This window comes from Actinosynnema pretiosum, assembly GCF_024171695.1.
In the GTDB taxonomy this organism is placed as follows: Bacteria; Actinomycetota; Actinomycetes; order Mycobacteriales; family Pseudonocardiaceae; genus Actinosynnema; species Actinosynnema pretiosum.
On the sequence record NZ_JAMTCF010000037.1, the window covers coordinates 1 to 18,768 of the forward strand.

Below are 18,768 nucleotides of genomic sequence, written 5' to 3' on the forward strand. Positions count from 1 at the left end.
ACCGGCTTCCCCAAGGACGGCACCTCCTCGCCCGGAGTGGCGCGGATGTACTGCGGAGCGTTGGGCAAGCGGGGCAACTGCCAGGTCGGAGTCAGCGTGCACGCGGTCACCGACTGGACCTCCGCGGCGGTGGACTGGCGGCTGTTCCTGCCCGAGTCCTGGGACGACCGCAAAACCGACGACGAGTCGACAGCCGCGCAGATCGTCCGGAAGCGGGCCCGTTGCGCGATCCCGGACGACCGGCGGCACCGGGAGAAGTGGCGCCTGGCCCTGGACATGATCGACGAACTGCTGGGCTGGGGCATGCCCCGGCGGCCGGTGGTGGCCGACGCCGCCTACGGCGACAACACCGCCTTCCGTCAGGGGTTGACCGACCGCGGCCTGACCTACGCGCTGGCGGTCTCGGCCTCCACCAGCCTGCACCCGGCCTCCTCGGTCCCGGTCCCGCCGACCTGGTCGGGCACCGGCCGTCCACCGACGAAGACGACCTACCCGGACAAGCCCGTTACCGCCAAGACCCTCGTGACGGCGGCCGGGCGTTCGGCGGGGCGGTTCGTCCTCTGGCGCCACGGCTCCCGCAGGAGCGCCGGCAATCCGACCGCGACCATGCGCTCGCGCTTCCTGGCGTTGCGGGTGCGCCCGGCCAACCGCAACATCCCGCGCCATCCCGACGGCAGCCTGCCCGAGTGCTGGCTGCTGGCCGAATGGCCCACCGGCGAACCCGAACCCACCGACTACTGGCTCTCGACCCTGCCCACCGACATCCGGCTGCGCGACATGGTCAGGATCGCCAAGATCCGCTGGCGCATCGAACACGACTACCGCGAACTCAAAGACGGCCTCGGCCTGGACCATTTCGAGGGCCGCTCCTGGCTGGGCTGGCACCGCCACGTCACCCTCGCCTCCGTCGCCCAGGCGATCTGCACGAAGCTGCGCCGCACCCCAAAAGTCCCTGCGCAGGTCTGACCCTCTACGCCGTCCTGCGCGAACTTCAGGCATTACTCGCGGCCTGGACCGGTGTCTGCCACACCTGCGGACAACCCGTCCGGGCCACATCCACAGCACAGAAACCGCAGGTCAACAGCACCTAACAAAGCCCTACTAGGGCGTGTCCTCAAAGCCAGAGCGTAAGGGTGGCCAGGCCGAGCATACCCCGGTAGGACAGGGCGGTCTTGTCGTAGCGGGTGGCGATGGCGCGGAACTGCTTGAGTCGGTTGAAGCAGCGCTCCACGACGTTGCGCCGCCGGTAGGCGGTGTGCTCGAAGACCGGTGGGCGTCCGCCGGCATGGCCGCGCCGCCGTCGGTTGGCCTGCTGATCACGGCGTTCGGGGATCGTGGTCGGGATGCGGCGTCGGCGGAGGTGGGCGCGGATCGTGCGGGTGGAGTAACCCTTGTCCGCGATCACCCGACTCGGCCGCGTACCGGGTCGTCCCGGTCCGGGGCGGCCGAAACGGATGCCGGCCATGACCTGCTCGAACATGGTGCAGTCGTTGACGTTGCCACCGGTCAGGACGATCGAGAGTGGTCGGCCATGGCCGTCGCAGGCGAGGTGGATCTTGGTGGTGGGCCCACCGCGGGAGTGGCCGATGGCATGATCAGCTGGCTCGATGTGCCCGACGTGCGTCCCGACCGCCCCCCGTGTGGGACGCGCTCGTGTGGCGGGCTCCTGCGGCGTGCTGGTGGGCGCGCACGATGCTGGAGTCGACCGAGACCTCCCGGTCCAGCTCGTCGATCGCCTCGGCGATCACCCGCACCCCCGCCGCCAACGTGGTCAGGGTGCCGTTGTGCGACCAGCGCCAGAACCGGTTGTGGACGGTCTTCCACGGTCCGTGGCGTTCGGGCAGGTCACGCCAGGCGATACCGGTCCTGGCCTTGAACAGCATCCCGTTGATCACCCTGCGGTCGTCCACCCGAGGCCGCCCCCTGCTACCCGGAACGGGCAGCAACGGCTCGATCACATGCCACTGATCGTCGGTCAACTCGTGCCTACGTGCCACGACTTGAGATCAAAGCAGATCACCACCACCAGCTTTGAGGACACGCCCTAGGGGCGGTTAGGGGTGGGAGCGCTCTCCTGCGCTCCCTACGTTGCGAACAACGGCGTGCACCGCTGCCATCCCGCCCGTCTCCACTAGTGACGAGGACATCCCATGGCTACCCCAGAGTCCCCCTCAGCACCGGTCGGCGACACCGATCCACCGGACTTCCCGCTGCCCAGGGCCTGTCCGTTCAGCCCATCCCCCGAGTACGCGCGGCTGCGCGAGAACGAACCCGTCTCCAAGGCGAAGCTGAAGGTCAACGGCAAGCACACCTGGCTGGTGACTCGGCACGACCTGTACAAGAAGCTGCTGTCGGACTCCAGGGTCAGCTCGAACCTCAAGCTGCCCGGCTATCCGCTCCAGGTCCCGGTGCCCGACGAGATCCTCCAGCAGGTCCCGCACACCTTCCTGTCGCTGGACCCGCCGGAGCACTCCGTGCAGCGGCGGATGCTCACGCCGGAGTTCAGCGTGCGCAGGATGCGCCAGCTGCGCAACCGCGTGCAGGAGATCGTCGACGAACGGGTGAGCGAGCTGCTGGCCAAGGCGGGCGACGGCCCGGTGGACCTGGTGTCCGTGCTCGCGCTGCCGGTGCCCTCGCTGGTGATCTGCGAACTGCTCGGGGTGCCCTACGCCGACCACGGCCGCTTCGAGGCCTGGGCGTGGGCGATCATGAGTCACGAGCTGAGCGAGGAGGAGCGGGGCCGCGCGCACTACGAGCTGGACCGCTACGTCGACGAGCTGGTCACGATGAAGGAGTCGGAGCCGGGCGACGACATGATCAGCAGGCTGATCGCGTTCAACCGGGAGACCCCGTCGGTCACGCACTCCGAGCTGTCCAGCATGGCCAAGGTCATGCTGATCACCGGGCACGAGACGACGGCCAACATGATCGCCCTCGGCGTCATCGCCCTGCAGCGGCACCCCGACCAGCTCGCCGCGCTGCGCGCGGAGCCGGAGCTGATGACGGGCGCGGTGGAGGAGCTGCTGCGGTACTTCTCCATCTCCGACGCGGGCACCGCGCGCGTGGCGATGGAGGACATCGAGCTGGGCGGGGTCACCATCCGCGCGGGTGAGGGCATCCTGCCGCTCAACCACGCCGCGAACCGCGACGCGAACGTCTTCGAGGACCCCGACCGGCTGGACGTGCGGCGCGAAGCGCGCAGCCACGTCGCCTTCGGCTACGGGGTGCACCAGTGCGTCGGGCAGAACCTCGCCCGCATGGAGCTGGAGATCGTGTACTCGACGCTGCTGCGCCGCGTGCCGGAACTGCGCCTCGCCGTGCCGGTGGAAGAACTGCGCTTCAAGGACGACGCCATCGTCTACGGCGTCTACGAGCTGCCCGTCCACTGCTGAGATCGCCCACGCCTTCCGAGAGGCAATGATGACCGAATCGCTCCAGTCTCCCGGCGCGGTCGACGCCGATCCGGGCCTGCCGCAGTTCCCGATGCGTCGCGAGTGCCCGTTCAAGGAGCCGTCCGCCTACTCGGACCTGCGGGAGCGCCAACCCGTCTCGCAGGCGACGGTGAAGGTCACCGGACGACCCGCGTGGTTGATCACCCGGCACGCCGACGTCAAGCAGATCCTCGGCGACCCTCGCGTCAGCTCGAACCTCAAGCTGCCCGGTTACCCGCACCAGTTCCACATCCCGCCGGAGCTGCTGGCGCAGGCGCGGCCGATGATGCTGTCGATGGACCCGCCGGACCACACCGCGCAGCGCCGGATGCTGATCCCCGAGTTCACCGCCCGGCGGGTCCGCGAGATGCGCCCGCGCATCCAGCAGATCGTGGACGAGCGGATCGACGCGATGCTCGCGGCAGGCGGCCCCTCGGACCTGGTCACGGCGCTCGCGCTGCCGGTGCCGTCACTGGTGATCTGCGAGCTGCTCGGCGTGCCCTACGCCGATCACGCGCAGTTCGAGGAGTGGTCGGCGGCCATGATGAACCACGAGCTGAGCCCGGCCGAGTACGGCGCGGCCGTGCAGGCGTTGGACGCCTACCTCGACGGGTTGGTCACCGCCAAGGGGAAGGAGCCGGGCGACGACCTGATCAGCCGGTTCCTGGAGAAGAACCGGGTGGAGCAGGTCGCCGACCACCTCGACGTGGTCACGATGGCCCGGCTGATGCTCGTGGGCGGGCATGAGACGACGGCGAACATGATCTCCCTGGGCGTGCTGGCGCTGCTGGACCAACCGGGGTTGTCCGAGGAGCTGCGCGCCGACCCGGCGCTGCTGCCCGGCGCGATCGAGGAGCTGCTGCGCACGTTCTCGATCTCCGACTCCGGCACCGCCAGGGTCGCGCTGGAGGACATCGAGATCGGCGGCGTGAGCATCCCGGCGGGCGACGGCGTCCTGGCGCTGAACGGCGCCGCGAACCACGACGCGTCGGTGTTCCCCGATCCCGGCACGATCGACCTCCGCCGCAAGGAGGCGCGCAGTCACCTGGCCTTCGGTTTCGGCATCCACCAGTGTATCGGCGCCAACCTCGCCCGCGTGGAGCTGGAAGTCGTCTACGGGACGCTGCTCCAGCGGATCCAGGGGCTGAAGCTGGCCGTGCCCGCCGACCAGCTGCGCTACAAGGACGACACGATGGTCTACGGGGTCCACGAACTTCCCGTCACCTGGTGATGGGCGACGAGGGGAGCACCCTGGTGCACGTCACCACCGACAGCGTCCGCTGCGTGGGCGCGGGTCAGTGCGCCATGATCAGCCCCGAGGTGTTCGACCAGGACGACGACGGCCTGGTCGTGGTGCTCCAGGACCGTCCCGCCGAGAACCTGCACGACTCGGTCCGCCAGGCGGCGGACCTGTGCCCGGCGCGCACGATCGTCCTGGGCGCCACGAGCGCCTGAAGTCCCGATCCGCGCGGCACGGGGGCGCTCGACCGGGGTGACCGCGTCCACGTGGCGCCCCGTCGCGGCGGCACGAGCACTACAAGCGGACGTCCGAGGACGAGTCCTCGGACGTCCGGTGGACCACGCGCACCTCGCTCGCCGGGTGAGCAGCGGCCTGAGGAGCGGCCGTGCGGGGTGGACAAGAGATGGGATGACCATGGGGTCGAAGAGCGACACGTCCGACACGTCGAGCCAGGGCGGTGGGTCCTCGGGGGCGGGAACGGGTGCGCCGCCCCGGCCGGTGGCCGATGCCGGGCTGGTGATCTGGCTGCTGGCCAGCTCGGTGTTCGTGATGACCCTGAACGAGACGATCATGAGCGTCGCGTTACCGGCGCTGATCGTCCAACTGCAGGTGTCCACGAGTACCGCTCAATGGCTGACCAGCGGTTTCCTGCTGACCATGGCGGTGATCATTCCGACCACCGGCTTCCTGCTGCGCCGCTTCCTTGCGCGGGCGGTCTACCTGACGGCGATGGGCCTGTTCTCAGTCGGGACGCTGCTGGCGGCGCTCGCGCCGGACTTCGGCGTGCTGCTGGCAGCGCGTGTGGTGCAGGCGAGCGGGACGGCGGTGATGACACCGCTGCTGATGACCACGATCCTGTCCCTGGTCCCGGTCGAGCGCCGAGGTCGGACCATGGGCACGCTCACGATCGTGATCGCGGTGGCGCCCGCCGTCGGCCCGACGCTGGCGGGCGTGGTCCTCTCGACCCTGGGCTGGCGCTGGCTGTTCTGGCTCGTGCTGCCGATCGCGCTGGGCGCGCTCGCGGTGGGCGCCGCCCGGCTGCGGCTGCGCGACGAGCGCGGCGGCCCGGTGCGCCTTGACGTGCTGTCCGTGCCGCTGTCCGCGGTGGCGTTCGCCGGACTGGTGTTCGGGCTGTCGCTGATCGGGGAGAGGGCGCACGGCGCGGGCGGCGGGGTGTCGCCGTGGGTGCCGCTGGGCGTCGGAGCGGCGTCGATGGCCGCGTTCGTCGCCCGCCAGCTGCACCTGCGACGCGAGGGCCGAGCGCTGCTGGACCTGCGCCCGTTCGCGGATCGGCGCTTCACGGTGGCGGTGACGCTGATCATGATCGGTTTCATGTCGCTGTTCGGCGTGATCATCCTGCTGCCGCTGTACATCCAGAACGTGCTGGAGCGCAGCGCGTTCGCAGCCGGGCTGATCCTCCTGCCGGGAGGCCTGTTGATGGGCGTCCTGGGCCCGGTCATCGGGCGCGCGTACGACCGCTACGGCGCCCCGCACCTGGTCGTGTCCGGCGCGGTCTTGCTGAGCGCGGTGCTGTGGACGATGTCGACCCTGGACGCCGGAACCCCGATCTGGGAGGTGGTGCTCCTCTACACCGCGCTCATGGCCGCCCTGTCCGCGATGTTCACGTCGCTGATGACCGACTCGCTGGCCAACCTGCCCGCGGACCTGTACTCCCACGGCAGCGCGATCCTGACAACGATCCAGCAGGTCGCAGGCGCGGCGGGCACGGCGCTGTTCGTGACCGTGGTGACCCTGTCGTCGGCCACCACCGGCGGGACACCGGACGTTCCAGGGGTGCAGACGGCGTTCAAGGTCGCCGCGGCGCTCTCGGTGGTGGTCGTGCTGGGGTCGTTCCTGACCAGCCCGAAGCCAGGGGCCGATCGCGGAGAAGCGGCCCTCTGACAGCCAGGGGGGTTGCGCGGTCCGCCATCCTCCAGAACCCGGACGGGGTCGCGACGAACTGCGCGGTGCGGTTCCGATGGGCGACCGAGGACGAGGTGGCGCGCTCCCCCAGGCCCGCGTGCCCGAGGGGACCAGCCCGGACTCCGGCTCCGGGCTCCCCCGCGTTGGCTGAGCGCCACCCCACCGCCCACCTGCGGTCTGTCCGGGGACGACCTGGACGGCCCGGTCAACGTGGCCTCCCCCGCCCCGCCCGCTGGAGGCGGGGTTCGCCTTCGACTTCCCGCGCTGGGAGGACGCGGCGACCGACCCGGTGCGGGCGGTGCGCGCCGGGCGCTGATCCGACGGCGGTGCGCGACGGGCCTCGCGCGGAACCCGGTCAGCGGCGAGCGGGGAGGGTGAACGGGGGACGTGCCCGGCCACGTCGATGGCGGCGGCGGGGTTGCCGAACACCTCCCGCACGCCCTCCTCGACGGGCTTGCCGCGCAGTTCGGCGGAGATGATCCCCACTCCCCAGTGCCCGCGCCACCCGGCGTCGTGCAGGGCGGCGATGAACGCGGCGGTGCCCAGCGCCCCGTCGCCGGGCATGCGGCGGCGGCCGACGGCGCCGTCCCACAGGGTGCCGACGACGAGACCGGCGACGGGGGTGCCGATCTCCCTGATCAGCCGGAACGCCTCCTCGACGGTGCGCGCGTTCGACATCGGCGTCGGTTCCAGCGCGACCCCGCACGCCGTGGGCGGCGGCGTCGTCCGCCTGCGCGTCCAGGGACTCCGCGAACCGGTCCCCGGCGCAGTTCCCCGTCGGCCCACCAGCGCCCTTCCAGCCCGCGTCCCGCACGGCGACCAGGCGGGTGCGGACGTCGACCGGGCTGCTCTCGTCGCCGACGGCGGGCGCGGCGTCACCGGCCCAGGTCCACGCGGTGGGGAGGAGGTCGCGGTTCTCGATACCCGCTGCTCGGCCCCCCGGCGCCGGGCGCCGGAGCGCCCAGGTGCTCGCGGAACTCGTTGGCGGAGGTGGCGGCGACCGGGGAGGGGGAGTCCGCCGGGTGGATCAGGGTGAACAGCTTCCGGCCGGTCGTGGCTGGCCGATCGAGCGGCGTCCGCCCCCGGAACACCGCGACGTGCGGCACCCCCGGCAGCGCGCGGCAGGTCAGGGCGCCGCGGCGGTGAACGTCCGGTAGGCGACGTGCTCGGGCGGGGCCGAGGTGAAGCGCACGTCCGTGCCCTCGCCGCTCACCTCGACCACGACCCGCCCGCCGTCCGGGACCTGCTCGCCGTCCGCGCCCCGCTCGCCGTCCGCGACCACCGCGAGCCGCAGCGGGAGCCGGTGGTCCCAGCCCGCCGCGCGCAGGTCGGCCACCCCGGCGAAGCGCACGTGGTAGCGGACCCTGGTGTGCGCGGCCTCCGCGCCCCAGTCCGCGCGCCCCGCGTCGTCCAGCTCGGCCTCGAAGGTCGCGGTGACGGCATCGCCGCGCTCGTCCCAGTGCAGCGCGTCGAGGTCGCCGGGGAAGGCGTCAGAAGCGGGCATGGTAGTTCTCGTCCTCCGGTCCCGGCACCACCCGGTGCAGCCGCTGGTCCAGCTTGCCGACGAACCGGTGCGGCCCGTCGTCGACCGCGCCGGGCGGGGTGTCGTGCGCGCTGACCCGGCCGAAGCGCAGCACCTCGGCGCAGGTCAGGGTCAGCCGCAGCGACGCCCCGGTGACCACGACCGCGACCCGGTGGCCCGGCCGGTCGGTGATCTCCACGTCGACCCGCTGCGGCAGCGCGCCCCCCGCCAGCTCCACGTCCGCGACCGCGAGCATCCCCAGGTGCGCCTGCGTGGACTCCGGCCCGTCCCCCGGCAGGTCCAGCCGCAGCGAGCACGCGGGCCCGACCCGGTCCAGCCGCAGCGCGCGCAGCAGCGAACCGCCGAGGTCCGCGCGCCCGTCGGGGAAGCAGCGGGCCAGGAGCGCGGCGTCAGCCGGCAGGAGTCGGTCGGCCCAGGCTGGGGTCATAGTAGTAATGCTCCTCGGCTCCGGGGACCTGCCCGTTGCGGGGGTTGTCGTAGGGGCGGACGTGCACGTGCGGCGGCTGGTCCCCGACCCCGCCCTCGCCGAACTGGTGACCGGTGTGGTGGTCCTGGAAGACGATCAGCTCGTCCCGGTTGTTGAGGTACACCTCCTCCGGGAAGAACACCGGCTGGTGGTCCTGCATGACCTGCCTGCCGCCGGGCGTGGTGGACGGCGTCACCCTGCTCTCCAGCGGCTCGGACCCCGGCGGCACCCCGGCGTCCGCCAGCGCCTGCTGCTTGGCCTCGTCCCCGCTGACGCCGCAGCCCTGCAGGCCCAGCGGGTCGATGAACCGGATCGGGTTCGGCACGTACGCGCCGGGGTTGATCGACGGGATCAGGCCCAGCGGGTCCTGCGAGGCGTAGCGGCCGGTGTCCGGGTCGTAGTGGCGCAGGTGGTTGTAGTGCCAGCCGGTCTCCGCGTCGTGGTACTGGCCGGGGAACCGGAGCGGGCACGACGCCGGGCCGGACTGGGCGAGCGTGCGGCCCCACAGGGTGGCGGTGCGCCGCCAGACGACCGCGCCGTCCGCGTCGACCAGCTCGGTCGGGGTGCCGACGAGGTCGGCGACGACGGCGTAGAAGCGCCGGTCGAGCCCGGCCCGGTCGAGCTGGGCGACCGGGGTGGTGGTGCCCGGCTCGTACTCCCAGGCGCTGCTGGTCCCGTCGCTGCCGGTGTGCTCGGCCAGGAGCGTGCCGTCCCAGCTGAAGTCGACCCGCTCGACCGGGCGCCCCCGCGGGTCGAGGCGCTCCTTGGCCACGCGCCTGCCCATCGGGTCGTAGTGGTACCGCCACCTGCCGCCGTCCGGGGTGGACGCCGTGGTGAGCCGGTCCTCCGCGTCCCAGCCGAACGTCCACACCAGCACCGCGCCGGACAGGGTGCGGGTCCGGCGGCGCACGACGCGGCCCTGCGCGTCGTGGTCGTAGGTGGTGCGTCCTGCGGCGCGCAGCCGGTTGGCCTCGTGCGCGCGCGGCCCGGCGGTCGGGTCGTCGGGCCCCGACGGCGAGGCGTCGGTGATGTTGCCGACCGCGTCGTACTCGTAGCGCTCGTCCCAGCCGGGCCCGCGCACGGCCAGCACCCGACCGCGCCGGTCCAGGGTCAGCGCCCGACCGCCCGAGGGGTCGAGCACGCCGTCGACGTTGCCGTCCGCCCGGTGCCGCCAGCCGCGCCGGGACAGCGGGGCGCCCGCGGTGACGAGCTGGTCGGTGAGCCTGCTGTCGGGCGAGTAGGACCGCAGGACGCTCAGGCGGCCCAGCTCGCGGCGCACCTGCCTGCCGAGCGCGTCGTGGCGGAAGGTGAGGGCGGCGCCGTCCGCGCGCAGCGCCACCGGGTTGCCCGCCGCGTCGTAGTCCCAGCCGGTGGCGACGCCGCCCGCCGTGGTCCGGCGCACCCGCCTGCCCGCCGCGTCGTACTCGGAGCGGGTGGTGCGCCCCGCGCAGGTCTCCGCGACGACCCGTCCCCTGGCGTCGCGCTCCAGCAGCACCTCGGCGTCGGGCCCGGCCGCGCGCACGACGCGCCCGCACGGGTCGCGGTCGAACTCGGAGGTGCCGCTCGGGGTGTGCTTGGCGACGATGCCGCCGTGCACGTCGCGGTCGTAGGTGATCGTCTCGCCGAGGCCGTTGACGCGGGCGGCGAGCCTTCCGGCGGCGTCGTGGGCGTAGCGGGTGACGCGGCCGTCGAAGTCGGTCTCGCGCACCACCTCGCCCGCCGCGTCGCGCTCGAACCGCCAGGACAGCCCGTGCGGTCCGACGACCTCGGTCAGGCGCAGCTCGGTGTCGTAGGCGTAGGTGGTGGTGGTCCCGTCGGGGGCGGTGCGGGCGGAGGGCAGGTCGAAGTGGGTGTAGCGGGTCCGGGTGACCTGGCCGAGCTCGTCGACGTGCTCGACGACGTTGCCCTCGCCGTCGTGAACCCACCGCTCCACGCCGCCTGCGGGCCGGGTCCGCGAGGTGATCCGGCCCTCGACGGTCCAGGTGGTGCGGGTGACGCCGCCGAGCGGGTCGGTCTCGGCGGTGACGCGGCCGAAGGCGTCGCGCTCGAAGCGGGTGGTGGCGCCGAGCGGGTCGGTCAGCTCGGTGATCAGCCCGGCGGCGTCGGTGCGGTAGCGGGTGACCGCGCCCAGCGGGTTGGTGGTGGCGGCGAGGTGGCCGCGCTCGTCGTAGGCGAAGCGGGTGGTCGCGCCGGTGGGGTCGGTCTCGGCGATCAGGTTGCCGAGCGCGTCGTGGTCGCGCAGCCAGGTCCCGCCCGCCGGGTCGGTGACGCGGGTGTCGCGTCCGCCGGTGGTGTAGGCGGCGGTGAGGGTGCTGCCGTCGGGGCGGGTGACGGTGGTGACGTTGCCGTCGTCGTCGTGCGCGTAGCGGGTGGTGCGCCCGAGCGGGTCGGTGACGGCGAGCAGCTGCTCCCGCTCTCCCCACTCGCGGGTGGTGACCGCGCCGAGCGGGTTGGTCACCCGGACCACGCGACCGCGCTCGTCCAGGTCGTAGGTGGTGGTGTGGCCGAGGGTGTCGGTGTGGGTGGTGCGGCGGTCCTGGTAGCGGAACGTGCCGTTGAGGGCGCCGGAGGACCCGATGGTGGTGACGGCGCGGCCACGGTCGTCGTAGACGTAGCGGTACCAGACGCCGTTGCGGTCGGTCCACGAGGTGAGGCGGCCGTCGGCGTCGTGGGTGAGGCGCAGGGGCAGGCCGGAGGAGTTGACGACCTCGGCGAGCTGGTCGGTCTCGTCGTAGGCGTAGCGCGTGAGGGTGACCGGTTGGGCCGCAGAGACCAGGTGCAGCCCGGTGATCCGCCCGTTGTCCGTGTCGACGGCGACCTCGTACCCGCCCGAGTGGCGCACGCGCGTGGGCAGCCCTCGGGCGTCGTGCTCGACGGCCAGCTCACCCCCCGCGTGCCGCCGCACCGCGACCAGCGGCAACCGGGCCGCGCCCCCGACCGCCCGGAACTCGGCGGTGGTGCCGCGCCGGGGGTCGTCGACGAGGTAGGAGTCGCCGTCGCGGCGCAGGGCGAGCCGGGGCCCGAAGTCGGGCAGGACGGGCTCGGCGCTCGCCGGCTTGGCGTACCGCAGCAGCCTGCCGTCCTCGGTGGCCAGCCAGACGTGGGTGGGGCCGACGGAGACGTGCTGGTCGAGGGTGGAGGACCAGGAGGGGCCGAAGAGGGCGCCGGAGCGGTAGCGGGACTGGTGGTGGCGGGTGATCAGGAGCGGGAGGAGGCCGGGGAGGACGACGTCGGTCTGCGAGAGGACGACGTCCCCGGTGGCGACGTCGATGGGGTCGTCGGCGCAGAACGGCCGGTCGGCGGAGCAGGAGGCGGCCTCGGGGTCGTTCGGGGGCGGTGAGCTGTCCGAGGGCTTGGTGCCGGAGTTCGCCGGGCTGCTGCTCGGATTACCCGCCGAGGTGTCCGGCGTCGCGTCGGGCGTGTCGGACGGCGAGGTGGCGCCGGAGGGCGTTGTCGTGCCGGAGGGCGAGGTGGTGCCCGACGGCGCGGTAGTGCCCGAGGGCGAGGTACTGCCGGACGGCGAGGTAACCCCATCACCCCCGTGGGCGACAGGGACGCTGGGCGCGTCCGGCCCACCAGGCACGTCCCCTCGACGCCCGAGCCGCCCCAACTTCCGCATGATCTCACCGAGCTTGTCCACCACAGCCCGAATGCGCGGCGCCACGTTCGAGATCGTCTTCACCAGCTTGCGCACCAGATCCGCGATCCGCGAGCACATCCGCGAAATCGCCGTGGTCGCCTGCGCGACGATCACCGGCGTGGCCAACCCCAACGTGGCCACAGCCTCAAGCGCCCAGGAAATCAGCCGCCCGACCAACTCAGCGACCAGATCCCGCACCAACTCACGAACAGCGGCCACGACCTCCCCCATGACCATCACACCAATGCCAATGCCCTCGGCAAGCACCCCCGCCCCGGCAATCGCATCAGCGGTCTCACCGTTCACCCTCCGAAACGCCTGAGCGGCCTCCCCCCCGCCACCCAGCAGCGTCCTGCCGCCCCAACTCCTCCGCCACCGCCCTGACCTCGGCAGCGACGTTGCCCCACGTCTCGCTGAACGACCGAATAACCGGCGGATCCCCCGCCAACCAGTCCAAGGCCTCCTTGAGCGGCTGCACGTGCTCCATCAGCCACCCCACCCCGTACGAGGCCACCGTGCCGACGGGATCGATCACCACCGACAGCACTTCCAACCCGACCCCGACACCCCCGAGCCCGGCCTCGACCCAGTTCCCGTCCGCGATCCCGTTCGCCAGGTCCACCGAAGACTCGGCGATCCCGATCCCGGTCACCGCCGACGTGTCGTCCTGCGGTGCAGCCACCAGGTCATCCGGCACGACTAATCCCCCAGGTTGTGGTCACGGTCACCTCCCTGACGCACCCACCCCACCCCCGGTTCCCACCACCACCCCCAACCCCACCCATCCGGGTGAAAGCCCCCGCCCCCGCTCCCTCACCCGCCCATTCCTGCACCACCCCGCCCACCCGGAACAACAAGGCCGTGAACTGGGCAAACCCGCCCGCCAGCCCCCTGATTTTGTCCGGGAGAGGTGGTCATGTAATCTATGCACACACCACGGCGAGAGCCGAGTCCGGGTGGCGGAATGGCAGACGCGCTAGCTTGAGGTGCTAGTCCCCGAAAGGGGGTGGGGGTTCAAGTCCCCCCTCGGACACAAGATCGTGTGTTGCATCCCCGTCCAAATAACGCCAGTTCAGGTATCCGATCGCTATTGCCGGTCGGGTGTTCAAGTGGTCGGCACGGCCTCTACCGCCCCAGGCGGTGGTGGTCGTGACTGACAAGGTCATCGCCGGTCTTCTACCGGGCACTAATTCCCGTCGGAATCGTTCTGGAAATCCAGGCGGTGTTTCCGGCGTACCGACCGACAAGGCCGCGTCGGCCGAGGCCGGGAAATCATCACCACCTTCTCCGCAGCGTCGGATTCTGGACAAGCGGCGCACGCCCGCGCCTTCGGTTCGGGAGCTGGGGCCGTTGAGTGTGCGGGACCGGCCGCGTTACGCCCTGGCGCGCTTCGACGACCGCGGCCGGTTGGCCAACCGGCCGTTGTTGGCGCTGTTGCGGTGGGTTCCGCGGGAGCGGCTGGACATCCGGTTGCACGGGTCCTCGCTGGTGCTCCAGCGCAACCCCGAGGGTGTGTTCGCGCTGAGCAGGCGCGGGTTGATCCAGATTCCGCTGACGGTGCGGCGCTGGTGGTCGTTCGGGACCGGTGATCCGGTGCTGCTGGTCGCGGTGCCCGAGCGCGCGGCGATGGTGATCCACAGCCTGGCGGTGCTGGACAAGGCCCTCCCCGATCCACGTCAGGTGGTGACGGCGTCGCGGCCGTTCGACGCCGAGGACGCCGCAACCGGTCCAGGTCCGGCACGGATACAGGTCGACGGGTCCGGTGACGGTGCGGTGGGTGGTGCGTCGTGACGGACCGGGCCGGGCCGAGTGCGGAGGAGTTGGAGAAGGCGCGTCAGGTGCTGGCGCTGTTGGGGGTGTCGCCGGAGGCGTTGGTGGCCTCGCAGCCGGCCGCGCCGCCGCGGGAGGCGCCCACGTTCGCCGAGTGGGTGCCGGTGGTGTCGGGGTTGGTGGGCGAGGGCACGCGCAAGCTGTACAGCACGTACTGGAACAGGTTGGTGGCGCTGTGGCCCGAGCGCCGGTTGGACGAGTTGCCCGCCTCGGATCTGACGTGGTTGTTCGGGCACATCCGGCAGACGGCGGTGCGGCGGCGCAACTGGCGCGGTGGGCACAGCGCGGCCGAGCACATGTTCAGCGCCACCCGGTGCCTGTACAGGTTCGCCGTCGACGACGGGCTGATCGCGGTCGGTCAGGATCCGACGCGGAAGGTGAACAAGCCCAAGCGGGCGATCCCCACGCGGCGGGGGTTGAACAACACGGTGCTGGAGGCGGTCACCGAGGCGGCCTCCGCCACGGGGGACGATCCGGCGCTGGACGCGCTGTTGATCCGGTTCCACGTCGAGACCGCCGCCCGCCGCGGCGGGGCGTTGGCATTGGAGCTCGACGGCCTGGACCAGGAGCAGTGCCTGGTGCTGTTGCACGAGAAGGGGGAGCAGAGCCGGTGGCAGCCGGTGTCGCCGACGCTGATGACGCATCTGGTGGATCATGCCTACCATCGCGGGGCGCGTGAGCCGACCAGCAAGGTGCTGCGCTACCACAACGGCAAGCCGTTGACCTACCGGCGCTACGACGGGCTGTGGGACCGGCTGCGCGAGCACGTCGAGCCGGTGCGCACGCAGAACATCTCCACGCACTGGTTGCGGCACACCACCCTGAAATGGGTGGAGCGCAACTTCGGCGAGGCGGTGGCCCGCGCCTACGCCGGTCACCGCTCCAGCGGCGACGCCAAGCCCGGCGCGATCGCGGTCTACACGAAAGCCGACCTGGAGGAGGTCGCCACCGCGCTGTCCGTGCTGACCGGCGAGCCGCACCCGCTGGCTCTCGGCACGCCGACCGGGCTGTTCGACAGCGGCAACGGGTGAGGTGTGGTCTGGGGCGACGGTGTTCACCGCCACCCCAGACCACGTGGGGGTGGGCTGGAGACGTGGCGAAGCTCCCGGTAGATGACTTCTCGACCAAGAGCAAGGCCATCGCCAGGAGCGTCGTGTGCTTGTCCGCCCATCAGCGATTGACCTGTCCAGTTCACACCTGCGCTTCCTTGCCTGGGAGCTGACCGCACACCGACGACGGATCGGCAGCAGGTGACGCACACTCGCCCCCGGACGCCAAGCACTGCCGGTCCTGGCCCGTCTGCGTCGCGGCGACACCCACACCCGCCCGGCCGCCGGATTCGACACCGGCCCGGCCACCGTCCGTCGCCACATCCACGAAGCCGTCCGACTCCCGGCCGCACCGGCACCCGACCTCGCCGAGGCGACGCGGGTCGCCCGCGCGCAAGGCCCACGTGATCCTCGACGGCACCCTGCTCTGGACCGACCGCATCGCCCCTGACTGCGGCCCGCAGCCACGGCATCGTCCACGCCTTGGCCGCAGCGGACATCCCGTGCCGGGCGGGCAAGGCACATCGAGGAGCGGGTAGACCGGTCCGGGTGCCCTACCGCAGCAAACGGCACAACCTCTCACCCGGCCAACAAGCGGTCAACCGCCCGCACGCCCGCATCCGCGCCTTGGGCGAACGAGCCGTATCGATCCTCAAAGCCTGGCGGTCACTGAGCCGACTCCGCTGCCCCACCACCCGCATTACCAACCTGACCCGAACGGTCCTCGCCCTTCACCTCAACACCGGATGAAGTTGGAAACGGCTCAGTAGTTCCACAGTCTTCTCGTTACCCACGTACCGCAGCATATGGATGACGTGATCGGACAGTCCTACAGGAGGCGGCGTCGAATCCGCACCACTTGAGGTTATTCTTCACTAGTCTGGTCGACCCGGCCTGGTCGGAGACGCTGCACGCTCGGCAAGCGGCACACCCTCAACCGCTTCACGGTCGGGTTGGCATCGACCGGCCCGGTGCGGCCATCAGACGCTACGGTCGGGTGCAGTCGGGCGAACCTTGCGGGCTGGAAGGTCTGCAGATCAGCTTGCCGTCACCCTGACTCCTGCTGAGATACCTCCCGACGCAGAGGTTCTCGTCGGCGATCCCCCGCTCTGAGCAGAAGACGAGCGCCTCATGTCCGTCCTTGAATTCCGTGCCACCGTAAAAAAGAAACCAGTAGCCTGGGTTGAGCGAGCCGTAATCGGAACTCCGCACCCTGCTGATGTCCGCCCCGAATTTCCGTTCGAGATTTGCCGTCACATCGTTCATCTGCTCGTCGGTCACGGCGGATTCGGGGTAGGAACCGAGTTGCGCCACCCACCTTCCCGAACCTGGGGGCACCAGGACGCTGCCGGAAGAGGCCGGAGACGACGTGACCGGCGCGGAGTCCTTCGTATAACCGATTTCCCCGAGCTTGCCGATCAGGGTGTCGACGGACTTCGAGTAGTCACCAGGAGCCGCGACCGCTTCTTCGAGCATCCTGATGTTCCTCTGGATGCACGCCGTCGCGTCCCGCCCCTGCCGCAGGCCTGTGTCCACCACACCGACGACCCGGTCCACCGCGTCGAAATCCATCAGGGTGAACTCGTCGGTCTTGAGCGTTCGGTCGGCCGTCGTGACCAACTCCACCGACGCCGAGATGAGCCACGGCCACCCGGCTTCCCCCATGTACTCCTCGCCGATGGTGACGGCGAGCCGGTCGTTCGCCTGACCTTCGACCTCGAAGTCGACCTTCTTCGACGGCAACCGCAGCGGGAAGGTCCTCGTGTCGATGTCACCGGGCAGGATGAAGTCGTACAGAACGGACGTGATCGCCCCTCCGGCACCGTGGCACCCCTCCGGGCGACGCGCCTTCGTTACCGTTACGCGAACCTCCTTGACGAGTTCCGCCTGCTCGCCCCCGTTGTGCAGGATGATCTTGGCGGCGGCCGCATTGAACTTGCCCGTTGCGGTGACCTCATCGGTGTTGATCGGCGAGTGGGTCTCCTCGGTCAGTTCGACCGTGGACGTCAGGTCGACGCGCACGATCGACAGGTCCGCGCTCTGGGCGGCCCGGTTCGCGTCCTCGGCGAGGTAGGCGGAGTAGAAGGTCGGCCAGATGGGGATGCCGGCCAGAACCAAGCCGGCCATGGTAGTGATCGCGACACCGTACCGTCGTAAGAAGGACTTCCGCTCCGGTCGTCCCGCGACGGGCTTCTTCTCGTTGGCGCCGCTGCCCACCCGAGGGGCAGTCCGTTTCTTCGATTTCCGTGCTGACACTACCGAACTCCACTGGGCTGACGGGGCGGGAATAAGATCCTTGTTCGCTATATGGGGACATCGGCCTCCGACGGTGGTGCGTTACGCCGGTCGACCTCCGGTATCGCGCCCCCCTTTGGCCCGCTTCCCAGAAACGACATCGCCACCACCGGGAAGAGTGTTCACAGGTGGGGCCCACGTCGCACAGCGGTAAGAAATCCGTTTTCGTGCAGGTGCCGCACCGACCTCAGGCCACCGGCCGCACATCCATCTCGCGGAAGTGGTCAGCGGCTTCCGGAGAGCTCAGGCCAGCCAACGCGGTGGCGAGTTCCAGCCGGAGCCCGACGCGCCGCGCCAACGCACCCGCCTGCTCGAACGACTTCCGCGCGCCCACGTCAAGGTCGCGGTCGCGGTGAACCGCGCCCAGCACATTCAGCGCCATGGCGATCGCGGCGGCGACGTAGGCAGGTGGCCGCCCAGTGCCACCAGTTCGGCCGCGCCGTCGCCGCGCTCCTGGCCGACGATCCGGCAGAGCAGCTCCTCGGCGTCGGAAGGCCGGTGTGGTGCCCCTGCCGGAGCCTGGGACGCCTTGGCTGGTGGCTGGCCTGGTGAAAGGACTACGACGCTCGGAGTCCACAGCGTTCGCTGCGTTGGCGCGACCGTTACTCACCAGCAGTCCGTCCACGCCGTACCCGCGCAGACCACATCTCGCTAGTAGGACTTTGTTAGGTTGAGTGGGGGTATGTTGGGGGTGTGATCTTCTTGTCGGGTGAGGCCGGAGGAGATTGATCGGGTTCGCCCGGTGATCGAGGGGTTCGCCACGGAGATGTTCGGCGGGTTCGCTCATCGTGACCAGAGGGCGAAGGGCGAGCTGTATCTGCGTAGGCTGTTGATGGACAGCAAGCGCAAGTCGATGCAGCCCATGGCCGAGCGCCTCGGCGTGGACCATCAGCAGCTCCAGCAGTTCGTCACCACCTCGGCCTGGTATCACGGGAGGTGCGGCGTTGGTTGGCGGTGTGGGCAGGCTGGTTCGTGGCCCCGGACGCGTGGGTGGTCGACGACACCGCGTTCCCCAAGGACGGCGACGCCTCGCCGGGCGCGGCCCGGATGTACTGCGGCGCGTTGGGCAAGACCGTGAAACTGCCAGGTCGGGGTGAGCGTGCACGCGGTGACCGATTGGACGTCGGCGACGCGGCCTGACCGGCCCCGCCCGTTCAGGCCGCACTGCCGGCAGGGCACCTCGCCCCGCCCTTAGCGCCTCCGTGCGGGTCTCCCAGAGCAGACTCGCATCCCGAGGACACGGTGGGTGTCCGGGTACTGGCAGGTGGTGCTCGTCGGGGCTGCTGTGGAGGCCATGACCGCGCCCGAGCCGTCCCAGGTGCCGCTGCAGTCCGGTGGGTTCGCCGCGCCG

14 protein-coding genes, 1 tRNA gene and 2 pseudogenes are annotated in these 18,768 nt (G+C 71.0%); 10 read left to right on the forward strand and 7 right to left on the reverse strand.

The window, feature by feature from the left end:
- The coding region (locus LV78_RS39835; RefSeq protein ID WP_253848621.1) for an IS701 family transposase at positions 1–966 on the forward strand (966 nt) is incomplete at its 5' end.
- A 148-nt stretch (positions 967–1,114) separates the two neighbouring features.
- On the opposite strand, the gene LV78_RS39840 is transcribed toward LV78_RS39835, so the two are convergent.
- Positions 1,115–1,997, reverse strand: a protein-coding gene (locus tag LV78_RS39840) for an IS5 family transposase (protein WP_372495060.1) whose coding sequence is annotated in 2 segments (ribosomal slippage) — positions 1,115–1,657 and positions 1,659–1,997 — 882 coding nt in all. Because the reading frame shifts where the segments join, the coding sequence is not laid out codon by codon here.
- A 153-nt stretch (positions 1,998–2,150) separates the two neighbouring features.
- Between LV78_RS39840 and LV78_RS39845 the strand changes: the two genes are divergently transcribed.
- The 4 genes from LV78_RS39845 (at position 2,151) to LV78_RS39860 (ending at position 6,573) form a co-directional block, all read left to right on the forward strand.
- Positions 2,151–3,392, forward strand: a complete 1,242-nt coding sequence (locus LV78_RS39845; protein ID WP_253851407.1) for a cytochrome P450 — start codon at positions 2,151–2,153, stop codon at positions 3,390–3,392.
- A 28-nt stretch (positions 3,393–3,420) separates the two neighbouring features.
- Positions 3,421–4,662, forward strand: coding sequence for a cytochrome P450 (locus LV78_RS39850; RefSeq protein ID WP_253851408.1), 1,242 nt, complete (start codon positions 3,421–3,423; stop codon positions 4,660–4,662).
- The gene (locus tag LV78_RS39855) at positions 4,662–4,886 is read left to right on the forward strand and encodes a ferredoxin (protein ID WP_253851442.1); all 225 of its coding nucleotides are present in this window, start codon (positions 4,662–4,664) and stop codon (positions 4,884–4,886) included. Before LV78_RS39850 ends, LV78_RS39855 begins: the two co-directional genes overlap by 1 nt.
- A gap of 193 nt (positions 4,887–5,079) precedes the next feature.
- Positions 5,080–6,573, forward strand: coding sequence for a DHA2 family efflux MFS transporter permease subunit (locus LV78_RS39860; protein ID WP_253851409.1), 1,494 nt, complete (start codon positions 5,080–5,082; stop codon positions 6,571–6,573).
- Between the two features lie 1,147 nt (positions 6,574–7,720).
- On the opposite strand, the gene LV78_RS39865 is transcribed toward LV78_RS39860, so the two are convergent.
- The 4 genes from LV78_RS39865 to LV78_RS39880 all read right to left on the reverse strand — a co-directional run bounded on the left by LV78_RS39865 (position 7,721) and on the right by LV78_RS39880 (position 12,925).
- Positions 7,721–8,098 (reverse strand): hypothetical protein, encoded by a 378-nt coding sequence (locus tag LV78_RS39865; protein ID WP_253851410.1) that lies wholly within the window; start codon positions 8,096–8,098, stop codon positions 7,721–7,723.
- The gene (locus tag LV78_RS39870; RefSeq protein WP_253851411.1) at positions 8,085–8,564 is read right to left on the reverse strand and encodes a hypothetical protein; all 480 of its coding nucleotides are present in this window, start codon (positions 8,562–8,564) and stop codon (positions 8,085–8,087) included. The genes LV78_RS39865 and LV78_RS39870 overlap by 14 nt, the downstream gene beginning before the upstream one ends.
- Entirely contained in the window at positions 8,527–12,384 is a 3,858-nt protein-coding gene (locus tag LV78_RS39875; protein WP_253851412.1) for an RHS repeat-associated core domain-containing protein, read from the reverse strand. The genes LV78_RS39870 and LV78_RS39875 overlap by 38 nt, the downstream gene beginning before the upstream one ends.
- Positions 12,385–12,538: 154 nt before the next feature.
- Positions 12,539–12,925 carry a hypothetical protein gene (locus tag LV78_RS39880; RefSeq protein WP_253851413.1) on the reverse strand — a complete coding sequence of 129 codons (387 nt, stop codon included), beginning with the start codon at positions 12,923–12,925 and terminating at the stop codon, positions 12,539–12,541.
- 268 nt (positions 12,926–13,193) lie between these two features.
- Between LV78_RS39880 and LV78_RS39885 the strand changes: the two genes are divergently transcribed.
- From LV78_RS39885 to LV78_RS39900, 4 genes and pseudogenes are all read left to right on the forward strand, one after another.
- Positions 13,194–13,276 (forward strand) — tRNA-Leu (locus tag LV78_RS39885).
- 116 nt (positions 13,277–13,392) lie between these two features.
- On the forward strand, positions 13,393–14,034 hold the full coding sequence (locus LV78_RS39890; RefSeq protein ID WP_253851414.1) for a hypothetical protein: 642 nt from the start codon (positions 13,393–13,395) through the stop codon (positions 14,032–14,034).
- Positions 14,031–15,104: a tyrosine-type recombinase/integrase gene (locus LV78_RS39895; RefSeq protein WP_253851415.1), complete on the forward strand. Its 1,074-nt coding sequence runs from the start codon at positions 14,031–14,033 to the stop codon at positions 15,102–15,104. Before LV78_RS39890 ends, LV78_RS39895 begins: the two co-directional genes overlap by 4 nt.
- Positions 15,105–15,228: 124 nt before the next feature.
- A pseudogene (locus tag LV78_RS39900) lies at positions 15,229–15,872 on the forward strand (transposase family protein).
- Positions 15,873–16,109: 237 nt separating this feature from the next.
- Here the strand turns inward: LV78_RS39900 and LV78_RS39905 are convergent.
- Together LV78_RS39905 and LV78_RS39910 are read right to left on the reverse strand one after the other, a co-directional pair.
- Positions 16,110–17,240 (reverse strand): hypothetical protein, encoded by a 1,131-nt coding sequence (locus LV78_RS39905; protein ID WP_253851416.1) that lies wholly within the window; start codon positions 17,238–17,240, stop codon positions 16,110–16,112.
- A gap of 364 nt (positions 17,241–17,604) precedes the next feature.
- Entirely contained in the window at positions 17,605–17,799 is a 195-nt protein-coding gene (locus LV78_RS39910) for a hypothetical protein (protein ID WP_253851417.1), read from the reverse strand.
- A 342-nt stretch (positions 17,800–18,141) separates the two neighbouring features.
- On the opposite strand from LV78_RS39910, the pseudogene LV78_RS42190 reads away from it, so the two are divergent.
- A pseudogene (locus LV78_RS42190) lies at positions 18,142–18,546 on the forward strand (transposase); the annotation flags it as partial.
- Positions 18,547–18,768: the final 222 nt, after the last annotated feature.